Annotated in this window: 12 protein-coding genes; 2 read left to right on the top strand and 10 right to left on the bottom strand. The window is 41.6% G+C overall.

Going from position 1 to position 12,618, the window contains the following annotated elements; translation table 11 throughout:
* Positions 1-25: 25 nt before the first annotated feature.
* Genes NPE20_RS24175 through NPE20_RS24165 form a run of 3 tightly spaced genes read right to left on the bottom strand, consistent with a single transcriptional unit; the run spans position 26 to position 6,013 of the window.
* A complete protein-coding gene (locus NPE20_RS24175; protein WP_256541280.1) occupies positions 26-1,405 on the bottom strand; it encodes a RagB/SusD family nutrient uptake outer membrane protein in 1,380 nt (459 codons plus the stop codon).
* 25 nt (positions 1,406-1,430) lie between these two features.
* Positions 1,431-4,643, bottom strand: coding sequence for a SusC/RagA family TonB-linked outer membrane protein (locus NPE20_RS24170; protein ID WP_256541279.1), 3,213 nt, complete (start codon positions 4,641-4,643; stop codon positions 1,431-1,433).
* A 35-nt stretch (positions 4,644-4,678) separates the two neighbouring features.
* On the bottom strand, positions 4,679-6,013 hold the full coding sequence (locus tag NPE20_RS24165; RefSeq protein WP_256541278.1) for a TlpA family protein disulfide reductase: 1,335 nt from the start codon (positions 6,011-6,013) through the stop codon (positions 4,679-4,681).
* A 683-nt stretch (positions 6,014-6,696) separates the two neighbouring features.
* Here NPE20_RS24165 and NPE20_RS24160 point away from each other — a divergent pair.
* Entirely contained in the window at positions 6,697-6,903 is a 207-nt protein-coding gene (locus NPE20_RS24160; protein ID WP_256541277.1) for a helix-turn-helix domain-containing protein, read from the top strand.
* Between the two features lie 16 nt (positions 6,904-6,919).
* Here NPE20_RS24160 and NPE20_RS24155 read toward each other — a convergent pair whose 3' ends face one another.
* From NPE20_RS24155 to NPE20_RS24135, 5 genes are all read right to left on the bottom strand, one after another.
* Positions 6,920-7,870 carry a DUF5712 family protein gene (locus NPE20_RS24155; protein WP_256541276.1) on the bottom strand — a complete coding sequence of 317 codons (951 nt, stop codon included), beginning with the start codon at positions 7,868-7,870 and terminating at the stop codon, positions 6,920-6,922.
* A gap of 12 nt (positions 7,871-7,882) precedes the next feature.
* Positions 7,883-8,434, bottom strand: coding sequence for a BfmA/BtgA family mobilization protein (locus NPE20_RS24150; protein ID WP_256541275.1), 552 nt, complete (start codon positions 8,432-8,434; stop codon positions 7,883-7,885).
* Positions 8,435-8,443: 9 nt separating this feature from the next.
* Entirely contained in the window at positions 8,444-8,761 is a 318-nt protein-coding gene (locus NPE20_RS24145; RefSeq protein ID WP_256541274.1) for a hypothetical protein, read from the bottom strand.
* A 73-nt stretch (positions 8,762-8,834) separates the two neighbouring features.
* The gene (locus tag NPE20_RS24140; protein WP_256541273.1) at positions 8,835-9,173 is read right to left on the bottom strand and encodes a hypothetical protein; all 339 of its coding nucleotides are present in this window, start codon (positions 9,171-9,173) and stop codon (positions 8,835-8,837) included.
* Positions 9,170-9,436: a helix-turn-helix domain-containing protein gene (locus NPE20_RS24135; protein ID WP_256541272.1), complete on the bottom strand. Its 267-nt coding sequence runs from the start codon at positions 9,434-9,436 to the stop codon at positions 9,170-9,172. The genes NPE20_RS24140 and NPE20_RS24135 overlap by 4 nt, the downstream gene beginning before the upstream one ends.
* Positions 9,437-9,726: 290 nt before the next feature.
* On the opposite strand from NPE20_RS24135, the gene NPE20_RS24130 reads away from it, so the two are divergent.
* The gene (locus NPE20_RS24130) at positions 9,727-10,434 is read left to right on the top strand and encodes a hypothetical protein (RefSeq protein WP_256541271.1); all 708 of its coding nucleotides are present in this window, start codon (positions 9,727-9,729) and stop codon (positions 10,432-10,434) included.
* Between the two features lie 384 nt (positions 10,435-10,818).
* Here NPE20_RS24130 and NPE20_RS24125 read toward each other — a convergent pair whose 3' ends face one another.
* Together NPE20_RS24125 and NPE20_RS24120 are read right to left on the bottom strand one after the other, a co-directional pair.
* Positions 10,819-11,244, bottom strand: a complete 426-nt coding sequence (locus NPE20_RS24125) for a toll/interleukin-1 receptor domain-containing protein (protein ID WP_256541270.1) — start codon at positions 11,242-11,244, stop codon at positions 10,819-10,821.
* Positions 11,245-11,611: 367 nt separating this feature from the next.
* Positions 11,612-12,616 carry a DUF4407 domain-containing protein gene (locus tag NPE20_RS24120; protein ID WP_256541269.1) on the bottom strand — a complete coding sequence of 335 codons (1,005 nt, stop codon included), beginning with the start codon at positions 12,614-12,616 and terminating at the stop codon, positions 11,612-11,614.
* Positions 12,617-12,618 lie beyond the last annotated feature (2 nt).

The following is a 12,618-nucleotide window of genomic DNA, read 5'->3' as shown; positions in this document are numbered from 1 at the left end:
AAAGGGGAGAAATTCTCCCCCTTCTTTATCTGGTATTCTGACTTATCCCGCTCTCTTGTATCACACTTACCGGTATCAGCCAGGCATATCGCTTGTCGTTGGGCGGTAAAGTATAGATCTGGCCATTAATTACCCTTGTTAACGTCTTCGCATATTGAGGTTCTTTATTGAGCCTTCTCAAATCACTCCATCTGATCTCACTTCTGAAAGCCAGTTCCTTTCTGCGTTCCTGCAAAATTAATGGCAATGGGTTTGCATAATTCTCCGGGTAAGGTATAAAGCTCGATTTGGAGTATCGTTTGACCAATAACAGATTCAAATCGGCAATGGCATTGGAGTTGTTGCCCAGTCTTGCATAGGTTTCAGCCCTGACCAGCAGCATTTCGTCTACAGCGATGCCACCAAATAATGAACCATAACTCTGCCCGGTATAATCTCCTTTAAACTCATAATAACCATCATCCGCGTAGGTATAAAAAATATGCTTACGAAGATCATTATTCGTATAGGTTGCATAGAGATTGGTATCTACCCGTGCATAATAGGGGTTTAAAACACCATCCCTGCCCGATGTTGTTGCATGAAAGATCACTTCATCATTGAACTGGCTGATCGGATTGGCGATTGTACTGTCCAGTGTATTGTAATCCATTAATTTGTTGTACAACTGCAAACAGGAATCAGCATATTTATTGGCATTCGTATAATCACCCATCGCAAGATAGGTGCGCGCCAATGCCCCGTAAGCAGCTGGCTTGGATGGCCTTGTTTTTACCTTTGGTGATACCTGTAATAAAGGCAGGGATGATCTCAGATCACTGATGATCTGCTGATAGGTTTCCTGCATGGAACTCCGGGTTGTCTTAACGGTAATATCAGCACTTAAACGTAATGGTATTCCCGGTAAGCTATTACTGTTCCCGGCGTCATAAGGTAATGAAAAAACATTGGCCACCTGGAAAAAGGTATATCCCCGGAAGAATAAGGCACTTCCCTTAATGGATGCCCCGCCCTGAACATTGTTCTTTTCCAAACCATCCAAAACCACATTGCAGCGCTCAACCATATTGTACGCATAATTCCAGTCCAGATCATTGGCGGTATTCGCACCCCAAACGTAAGTAAGCTGATCATTGGTTGAAAAATTTGACAGATCACTTGCTTTTAAAAAATAATCATCGCTACCAATATCTCCCGCAAAGGGGTAATCCAGGTTTAAGAAATTGTTATCCAGAATAGCCTGGAAATCCTGCAACGTTGATGGTACAGCCAAAGTTTTGTCGGGCTTGGCATCCAGGTATTTTTTACAGGAAGCGAGTACCAGGCAGGTTAAAAGTAATAGCAACCATTTCGTGTAACTGCATTGGTGCATTAGTCGTATATAAAGGGAGTTTTGCTTTTTCATATTAATTCTAATTTTAGCAGTAGTATCATAAATCTATTTTGCATCCAAAGGCTATTGTTCTCACCGCAGGAAGCGACTGTCCGTAATCAGGGTCGAGGCCCAGTTTATTTGCCCGCCAAAGGATGGCAATGTTATTGGCATAGGTATAAAACAAAATACCCTTTACCGGCAGTCGTGGATAGTTCGACCTGTTGAACTGATAACTTAACCGGATATCCTGCAAACGGATATTGTCCCCTTTCTCCACTGTAACGCTGGAATAATCATAAACCGCGTCACGGCTGCTGTTGGCCGGATAGATCATGGAGGGTACATTGGTGATTTTTTCATCACCGGGTTTCTGCCAGCGGTTTTCGTATTCACTATAGCCTATCCAGCTATTAAAAAGGCTGTAATAACTGAGCGCGTTCCTGCGGAAATAATAATCAAAACGATAAGTCAGGTTAACAGAAAGCGCGAAACCTTTGTATTCAAAATCATTGCGCAGCGAACCGAAGTACTGCGGTAAGGCAGAGCCATGAAATACCAAGTCATTGAAACCCGCCGAACTGGTAATAGCATTATAATCCTGGCTTACTTTTCCGTTCAGGTAAGCTTGTGGATTCCCGGTAGCCGGGTCAAGCCCCGCCCATTTATAGCTTACAATTTCGTAAGCCGCTTGTCCGATAATGGGTGAAATTAAGGAGCCGTTACCGATATAAGCGGTGGGGCTTGACGGGGTGTAGAGATATTGGGCGACCTTGTTTTTATTCATAGAAAACAAAAGAGCCGAGTTCCAGTTAAACCTGCCCCGCAAATTGATCGTATTCAGTGTAAAATCCAATCCATGTGTCTTTAGATCTGCGCTGTTTTCATTGAGGTAGTCACCCGCGCCAATCGTCAGATCGGCGGGAACAAGACCGATCAAATCTGTTGCATTCTTATAATAATATTCCAGGCTTCCTGAAATGCGGTTACCCTGGCTGCCAAAGTCAAGTCCTAAATTAAACATGCCTATCTTCTCCCATCGCAGGTTGGGATTAGGGAAATTGGTAATATTGGCAAAGGGTAGTCCGGTAATACTGTTAGCGGAGTTTGGCGTGTTATACTGTATCGTTGTTAATGCCGGTATGGTATTATTGACATTACCGCTAAAGCCATAGGTGGCCCTCAATTTTAGATAGGGCAATGCTTCTATATGATAAAAGCCTTCATCTGATAATAACCAGGATGCACCAGTTGACCAAAGAGGAACCCATTTACGATTCGTTTCTACCCCAAAAAGATTAGATGCATCCCGGCGTGCGCTCAAGCTAAGGGTATAGCGGTTATTATAGGTATAAGAACCGTTGCCGTAAACAGAAACAGTCCGGTTTAGCAGACCGCTAAAGGAATTGACATAAGGAACCGCGGCATTGACCCCTAAATTGCCATACTGCGGGTAGAGATTAACCAAATCCACAGCAGAAGAGGTCAACGATTCACTATTGTAGCCATAGGTTCTTTCTTTGCTGATGTCGGTACTGCTTTGGGTGATCTCTGCTCCGGCAATGGCATTAACCCGGTGTTTTTGGTGCCAGTCTTTATTAAAGTTCAGCTGACCGCGTATATCATTGGATTTTATATTGTTTTGTGTAAGGTCAAGTATCCCGCCGTCAGGGATAATTTGGGTAATGGTATTGCCGGCCACCTGCGTATAACGGTTGATGAGGTTACGGGTAAAATAAGTATCAGGGCTGTAATAATTTCTTACGTTACCATCTGCATTTTCATATTGATAACGTACTTCGGCGCTTAAAGCGGGTGTAAACTGATAGGATAAACCGGCATTCAATAAGAGGTCATGTAACTTATTGGTATTATCCGCAAGCTGGATCTCCTGTAAAGGGCGATATTTCCAGTCCAGTAAAGTGCCGTGACCGACGGTATCAATATAGTTATACCGGTAATCTTTGGCTATGGGCAATGGATTGCCGCTGGCATCGGCTAATTGTGCATAGGGATAAAGCCCGGTTTTACCACCGCCCGGATAGATACTGCCATATCCGCCCTGGCTGTTGGTGATGGTAATGCTTTGAGTGTATTGGATACTGGTCTGTAATTGCAGGTTTTTTACCGGTCGGTATGTATTACTATTTCTGAATGTAAAGCGGGCGTACTGATTATCTACCAGACTTTGCAGATTGCGATCATACCCTACAGAAAGGTTGTTACTCATATTGTTGGTTCCGCCTGAAATCTGTAGATTATGTTGTTGACTAAAAGCCTGCCGATAAACATATTTTTCAAAATCATTACGTACATCAATTTTCCGTAAGGCATCAATCTGCGCAGTGGCAGTAGCGGCGGAGATTGCTCCCAATTTTTGCTGATTTAAAATTTCAACAACAGGCGAAATCACGGGCCGCCTTCTATTGCTCAAAGCGGAAGTATAGTTTCCGTTGGCAAACAAATATTCTTCCACGTCAATAAAATCCGAAGAACTGATCATGGGCAGATAAAACAGATCAGGTCTGGCTGCCACGGTAAAGTTGGTATTCAGCATTATTGCCAAAGGCTGATTGTATTTGCCTTTTTTAGTAGTAATCACGATTACCCCGTTTCCGGCCTTTGTACCCCATATAGAGCTTGCCGCTGCATCTTTTAATATCGTGATGCTTTCTACATCGTTTGGGTTGATATTGTTAACATCACCATCATAAGGGAAATTATCCAAGATAATCAGCGGTTTGCTGATGGTGCTGGTGAGTGTACTTAATCCGCGAACACTGAAATTCGTTGTGCCGGTGCCACGCTTGTCAAACAAAATGCTGCTTGCTATTCCGTCCAGGCGGGTGAGCACATTGGCGCTCACCTCACGGTCAATTAACTTATTACTGATCTGCTCAAATGAACCGGTGGCGCGTTCCCTGGGTAAATGCTGATAACCGGTAGAAACGACCACTTCCTGGAGTGTTCGGGTATCGGGTGTTAAGGTGAAAGTCAAGGGAGTTTTAAGCGGTAGCTTCAACGGCACTTCCGAACTGATATAACCTATATAGGTAATTTGCAGGGTATCGGGCAGGCGGGCTGCCTGGAAAAGAAAGCCCCCGTTTTTATCTGTAATGGCAGAAAGGCTTTGTCCTTTCAATTTAACGGTCGCCCCAGATAATGGACTGCCATCCCTTACGTCCAGCACCCGGCCATTAATTGTATGCTGGGCCCTGAGAAATGCAGGGATGAGCAGCAGTATAAATAATAAGTATATCGTTCTTTTCATCTAAACGGTTCTTTAAGGTTAAAATGATCTGTTAATTATCTGGTGATTGATTCTAAAGCAGGGCTTGAAATCAAATGCCTTTGCTCGGTCAAAACAAACATGTCCAGCTTTCTCGTTTGCTTTATAAACTCAAAGCCAAGTGGCTTTAACACGACGTTCCATTCTTCCATGGTTACCGGAAGGGTTTTGAAATCAAGATCGAAAGGCGCTGTTGTTACTGATTCGTTTATTACTGGGAGAGCATTTTCTTTTTGATTAAGCAGCCATTCCAGATCGGCTGCCTGAATGTGGTGTGTAAACAAAGGATGATTTGGGTTCAATTGAATATCCTTTTTTGCATAAGCGGTTTGCAGCGTGGCCGGACTGTCTTTCCGTTTTAGTATCCAGCAATCCGTTTCCCGTTCCTGCACCGATCCTTTTATTTTCAGCAGGTATTCGATTTGAAATTGCAGTTGTTTTAATACCTCACGCTCTGAAAAACCGACAGGCACAATAGCTTCATAGGTATAAGTATGCGTTTTAAGCCATTCGTCATAATAGCCCGATTGGACGGCATACACGTAAATGTTGGAATGATCTGTTGGAAGTATTCTCCGGGTTGCCATAAAAGGCAGGCCGTTGTTTAAGATTAGTGCATAGAGATTAAGTATCGGCTGATTGACAAATGAAAAGCGCTTTGTTTGATTCAACGTGTCTGTTTTCACCTGTTGGTCAGGAGGAACTCCTTCGAGATAGCCTGTAAAGGTGGTAGAGTATAAAAATGACCCTGGTTTTAATTTTACATTATTATCCGAAAAGAATAAGGGTCTCTGTGCATTATAGTCCAGCTTATCATTTTTAAAATCCCATTGCGGTTTTTGACCTTTTAAAACCTGCTCAATATTCTGGGCAGTAACATATTCGTCAGTTGTAACTGCGATGAGCTTACCTTGCGGATCGATCCAAACCTCATGAGGCAGCTGATTATGGGGGAACAGTTTTGTTAATACTTGATCATTTACTACGGAAGTAATCTTGTAATTTTTCAGAAAAGCGCTACCGAGCAAAAACTTTTGGATGTTTTCAAGTTTTTGTCCCGTAACAGGCAGAATATATGCTCTATCCAAAAACGTCCTATTCAAAGTATTTGCTCGTGGCAAAAATTGAATACAACTGCTACACCAGGTATCCCAAAAATCCAGTATCAGCAGTTTTCCTTTAAAATCGGAGATTTTGGCCGTTTTAGCAGGATAGTTGATGATGTTGTTGTTGGTAATATCGGGTACGATGTCGCCGATTTTGAGGGCGGTGACGGTAGGTTTATCCTGGGCGTTTGCGGTTAATTTTAAGCAAAGCATAGCCAGTACGATGTATATCGTTAATTTTTTCATGAAGTTTCTTTAGCTGGTTTGGTTAAAGGGTTCGTCAGATTAAGACTATGAAAAGGAAAACGGCAACCTGAAATGGACTATTAACTATTAAGCTGATCTTAGGTTGCCGTTTGTACTGATATTTATTCAGGAGCACAAATAATGTTTTTTAACAAGCTTTTTAGGGAGAGATAATAATTAAAAAGAAAAATCAACCTGCCAAACTTTGAGCAAGAGATTTTTAGCTTAAGTAAGCGCTTGTTTTGTGACTTCATCGTTTTGATTTTTATCAAAACCTCAAGCCAAATTGAAGAACTAAACTCCCGAAGGAGCCGGGCACTACTTTTTGATTCGTCTACACAATGGACCGCTTAGGACGGCTCTCCCAAGGGAGATACTACCCGAAGATAGCACCAGACACAAATCGCAAGCAGGCCCGGACCCCCAGGTATATAGGGTTTCCGGACGCTCACTTACTCCTCTTTGTGTCTTAAAGTTCCTAAGCTTGTGTAGACGTGAGGCTCTGGTGAGCACCATAATAATTACAAAATGATGCTTCAAATTTATAAATTAATTCTAATGCTATAATTTGTTACATGATCTAAAGGTAATGAGTATTTTTTCTAATAGCAAATTTGCTATTATTTATTTTGATTCATAGGTGTCTATTTGTTACTGTGAAATATTTAAAAGATCAGGACTTTATGGACCAGTTCGGAAGAAGGCTAAAAAAGGTACGTGAGGCCAAAGGCTTATCTCAAGAACAACTTGCATTAATCACAGAAATTTCACAAAGTCAAATAGCCAGAACAGAACTCGGTCAAGTTAATACAAGTATAAGTCATGTAGCAACTTATGCTAAGAAGCTTAATATCGATGTTAGAGAATTATTTGATTTTTCTGATCTATAAGCACCAGCTTTTATAGTTATCGGGTATTAGTTCTCGCCTGTCTTTTCCTATGGCGATTTCTCCCATGTATAGCCTCATCATCCACATCATCCTTGATGTCGAAATAGACAGGACTAATAAAGTCTTCAAGAGGCTGATCTATGGTGGGGAAATATGGATGAATGCCGGGTGCTAATTCCATGTCGGACCAATCTTCGTCAAGGACGGTACCTGAGTGTGCGGCTTCTTTTTCCTGATTGCGGGTTTCCATCAACACCCGCTCGGCCAGGCTCCCGTTTTTCTGAGCATTGGCATAGGCCATTGTATCTTTAAGTTGCCTGTCAAACTCAAATAATTCGTCAAACAGCGTTTCACCACACTGCTTAAAAATCACCCGGTCAAATTGCCCCATCTTTTTAGAATGATCTTCATTCTTGCCTCTTGATGTGTTCATCGGACTAAGCTTGATTTTGTTGGTCACATCTTTCCTGCTGACAATGACCTGTACATGCAACTGTTCACCCTCCTTGCGGTCACCCCGCTTTTTGATGCCTTGTTTAACCTCCGGGTCATTGTGGGTGTAATAACGGTAGTTTTCCAGCTTCCCAAACCATATCAGATCTTCGTGATTGTTGATACCCTCCCGTTTAAAATTCTGTGCGTAGGCATCCATCACCCTGACAGCAAACCCTTTCATTTGGGCTTTGGCACCATCCTCGCCGTATTGTTCCTTTAAAAAGGAGATTTCTTTTTGACTGGGGCTGATATTAAGCAGGAAGAATTTCGCATCGTCCTTCCCCAACTTGGCGATATTGTTGTCTATTGTGCGCATAGCCAAGTATGGGTCTATTCTGACTTGTTGGCCATTGAACCAATACTCGGGTTCATCCTTATTATATATCCGGTTCTCTTTTTCCAGGTAATGAACCAGTCCACTGCTGCTGCCCTTGTTAGCCGCTTCTTTATTATCGGTAATATTGATAAACATAAAGTCGATTCGTTATAATAACCTAATCTGCTCTTTGGTAATAGCGATCAGTTCCTCTTTTTCCCTGCCCGGTGTCATCATACCAAAAGCCTCCCTGGATCTGATATAACCATCCAAGATAAACAGGAACTGTTCTTTCAGGGTCTCCTTACTTTTCATAACCTTCAAGATCACATCCATTACGCGGGCTACTTCCCCGAACGCTTTGGCATGGCTTTGCAGGTTATTTAACACGTCCACATTATGCTTCAGCACTTCGGAATTAAAGCGGTCGATGATCTTTCCCTGTGATCGGGAAACCCTATCCATCTCTGTTTTGATAGGAATGAGCAGCATATTTTCCTGTGCCTTAATAAAACCGATGTACTGCTGGTGGTTCTTCATCAGCGCATTTTTTAAGAGTTCATCATTCAGGTCTATTGGATCTTTCTTGCTTTTATAAAAATAATCGACCATCTGAATAAAAACCTGGCGCTTTGTCCGCCCCAGTTTAAGGGCGATCTTTTCAAACTTCTGGTCCACCACAATGGGGTATCGTACTGATCTTACATTAATATCTTCCATCACTTCATTTCATTTGTTGGCATAAGGCTGTACAGACCTATATGCCTTTATATATCTATACAGGATACTTGGCAGTATCCTGTTTTCTTCTTCTTTGCAGGTAAAAACGCGGTAAAGTATCCCCGGAGGATACGCAAAACCCCATTTGCAGCGCAAATGGCAAGCAAAGTAGGGCTCTGCCCAACTTCCGCTTGCTCCTTTTCTTCCAAGAAGAAAAGGACGTTTTGACGACTGCACATTCCAGTAGAAGATTGTATTAAGGGTATTAAAGTTCTTTGGAGATAGTGTTTTGCAATAAGGGCCGGAGTGTTCGTTGTATGACTTCATTTGGTAACATTATATCTAACTATCGTTATAACAGATTATCAGCCGATCTTACTATCGGGTTATCTTTGTAACATTATATCTCGCTATCAGCCGATCTGTTATCATGCTTATCCTCCGGCCACTCAACCAGGCTACCTTTTACCGGGTGATATGATGGGTAATAATGGATGTACTCAAACGTTTCCAGTTCCTTTATGCATTTATGATAAGTAGCGGTAGAAGCGATCCTGCTGTAGGACATGAGCATCCTGCGACTAACCGGAAAAGGGTTATTATATCCGCTCCGTTGCCAGCAAACAAACAAAGCATTATAAAGGCTTACATGGGTAGCGAGCAGATGCGGATTTTTACCCATTTGCCTTACCCGCTCCGCATAGGCCGCCATTTCTTTTGTTTTAACGATTGGTTTCAATGTTTACTCCCTTCCAGTACTTTATGAATGTCTTCCAGTTTGTAATACATCATACCGCCAATCTTGGTATAACTGAGCGTACCGTTGATACGCAGGTTTTGCAAAGTGCCGGGTGAAATGTTTAATAGCTTTCTCACATCTTTGCTCTTTAACCATTGCTTGCTTTGTGCTTTTCCCGGCTGAAGAATAAGCTCTATTTTTTCCAGGAGTTTATTCCCAAATACTTCCAGATCCTCTTTTGTAACTAATTCATTTGATGTCATTGTTTTAAATTAATAGTAAAATGTGTCTTGCCACCCGCTACTTTATGGGAATGGCTCACCCTAATCTGCAATTGTTTGAATGCAGTCGCTTTCGCGTAAATCAAATATAAAATATTGTTTTGATAAAATAAAATATGTCAAAACAAATGATTAATTTTGACCTGTTCAATCAGAAAGCAACTTCATTTGGTTTGCCTATTTTTGATTAAGCTTGATAAATAATCATCGATTAATTAAAAGCAGGGAACACCAAAAGCAGTCAAATAGCATCAAAAAATATTTTTTAAAAAGTGAATAAAATCAGTTACAAAACCTACCTGAATGACCGTCTGAAGCAGGTTGACTTTCACGGGCAGCTTACATACCCTTTATATGTGCAGGTAACTTTTGAGCGGAAGACCATATTTTTTAAAAGTTATTATTTCGAGCTGTTCTCTAAATCCAGGTATGCACTGGAGTTGCCGGATGGTAGTGTTAAAGGGCCTGATATGGAACAGATTATCGAAAAGGAGAACGAAGTGATCAGTTTTGTCATTGATAAAATGAAAGACGGGTTTTCATTGGAGGTATTTAAAAAAAATTATGCTTATTTGAGTAAGGATCTTTGTGATGTAACTGAATTCGATTTTATCACTTTTCTGTATCTATTCTTTGACGACAAAGAAATGCCATACATGGCGGAATTAATAAAATGGGGTACTCTTCAATTGGTAACTTATGATCTGATCATGGATTTTAAGAAAGTGCTTAAAAAGGCTTTATATAATGAGCTTATCGAGCAAGCATTTGAAAAGGCACCACCTTATCTGCAATTATATAGCTTTATGATGGCTACCAAAAAATGGCCTATGCTTTGCCTTACGGCTATGGAATGGGATAATATGGAAACGATCAGGTCTTTTAAGAAATATGTGGAATTGCATTATCCGAAGTTAAAATCTACTACTCTGATTGGACAGGTGAATGCCTGGCCGAATTATCGAAGAAAGGCTTTGTAGAGTTCCTTTAAAGAGGTCCGCTATCTCCATCGTACAGTAAATATAAGGTATAAGGGAGTACGCTATTAGGGCATAAAATTTAACCTTATTTAACAATTAAGATGAAACAGTTTATTTCAATATTAATTGCACAACTGCTTTATAATTAACACATTAATTCTATGAAATCTACTATAAAAGGGTAGTTAATACCTCAAATTCAGAATAGCTATGAAATTATGGTTTCCCTGCGCGCCTGATCACCTTGCGCAAGGTAACGTTAAGTTGTTGCTGGATTTCCAGGTATAAATTAAAATGGATGTTGAATTGCTCAATTACCAACGGCGATATAGCCCCTTGTAATTTTAAGATATTCGCGTGTTTCGCAAGCTGTCGCAACGGGCATTAATAACGTGGTTCAATGACAACCAGCTCAGCTAATTTGGCAGCTATATCTTTCATTGCCTCTTCTGAAGTACTAAGACCGCTTCGTGATCCGAGCAATGGACTAACATCACGTAGAGCTTCGTACGTCGTGTTATGCACGATCGGAACGAGTAAATCTCTCGCCAGTAGTACCGAAAGTTCTTTGTCGGCGATACCTTCTCCTGCAAGGCGACGGAGTAATGCGGGAGTTACCAGCACGATTCCAACTCGTGACTTTGTCAGTCCCTTGTCGATTTCGCGAAGCAAAGATGAACCTATCAAAACATCTTTTTCGCTGAACCAAACTGAAACGCCATTAGACTCTAGTAGATCATGTAGTTCCTTCGCGGCTCCTTGTCGATCATCCCATGCATGACAAAGAAAAACGTCTCGGAGGTCGGGCAAAGATGATCTATTTTCTATATTTTCACGTACTGGTGTGAGCGTACGAACCTCAGCAGGTGTATAAAAAATAGATGAACCCGCTGGAGACCAACGCGGTTTACTGCTTCTGGTGGATCCGCTGCTGCTACTACGGTTTCCCGAGTTGTTCGCTGACGAAGTGTAAGGTGATGAGTAGGACGGGTAGGAATCGTAGGATGTGTATGAACGGTAGCTGCGACTGCTACAAGCTGGGCAGGCTGCGGCTCCGCTCGCTGTTCTATGTCCATATGTTGGTGCTGTACATTTTGCCATATTCTTTATTATTTACGTAAATTATTAGTGATACCCCAGTTTTTTAATAGTCGTTCCTTATTTGTTCACATTGCTATCAGTGGTTAACTTCCGGCACCTGCATCGCCAGTAGCTTAAGTTTGCGTTTTTGTAATTCCATATGATGCTGTATAGTCGCATCATAATCCGTTTCACCATGGGTCATTTTGTTGATCATGATGAAAATCTCGATGCCCAGCAAAAGCAGAGCCCACAATGCCCAGACAAATAAAGCCGGTCCGGAATCCCGCAGGATATGGTACATCAGTTGTAGTTCAAATAGAAACCCTGTGTTAGCTTTAGCTTCTTGCGTCACTTCGTCTCTTAACTTTAATATTCGATTTTCCTGATCTACTTTAATTGCCCGTATTTCTTTGATTTGCGCGTCAATCGGTGCCAGCATTGACATTTTTGGATTGGGTATGGAATTGATCGTTACTGCCGTTTTTCTAACAAGGTTCGTTTTAGTTGTCGTTGTTTTATTCGTATCAGTAGTAACTGTAGGTACCGCAATAGCGTCACTTTGCTTACTAATCATTTTTATTGTTGGGTTTTTGGTCAGTTCATCTACTAGTGCTTTGCGTTCCGTTTCTTTTTTATTGATAGTAAGATCCGTTTCCGTAACCTGGGCTTTCAATTCCCTTTCTCTGGCTGGTAACAGTGAATCCACCTGTGCATTGAGTTCGAACGATTCTTTGTGTTTTATGTCCTCACGGAAAATGATCTGGTCAATGATGATGGAACCAATGACCGCCATTACCAGGGCAATAAAGGCACGCACGCCATATTTCCATTTGCTTTGCGAATCTGAAAGAATAATTTGTCGTTCTACCTGCAAAATGATCAGTACAAATAAGATCCCCCCGAGAATACTATAGTACCATTCTGCCGCCAGGTATTTGCTGACAAAGGAATAGCCTATAAATGCCCATAAGATACAAATGATCATTAGCGCGGCTGTGTAACGCTTGACTGCACGGTGCGCAATTTCACTGCAACCTTGCAGTACTTCATATTTATAGCCTGTAAGAAAACACCCGAACTTGATCCACCGGTCTTTCATCG

Source organism: Mucilaginibacter aquariorum (assembly GCF_024498135.1).
Lineage (GTDB): Bacteria > Bacteroidota > Bacteroidia > Sphingobacteriales > Sphingobacteriaceae > Mucilaginibacter > Mucilaginibacter aquariorum.
The sequence above is the reverse complement of the archived record's forward strand: the minus strand, read 5'-3'. Positions and strand labels throughout refer to the sequence as shown.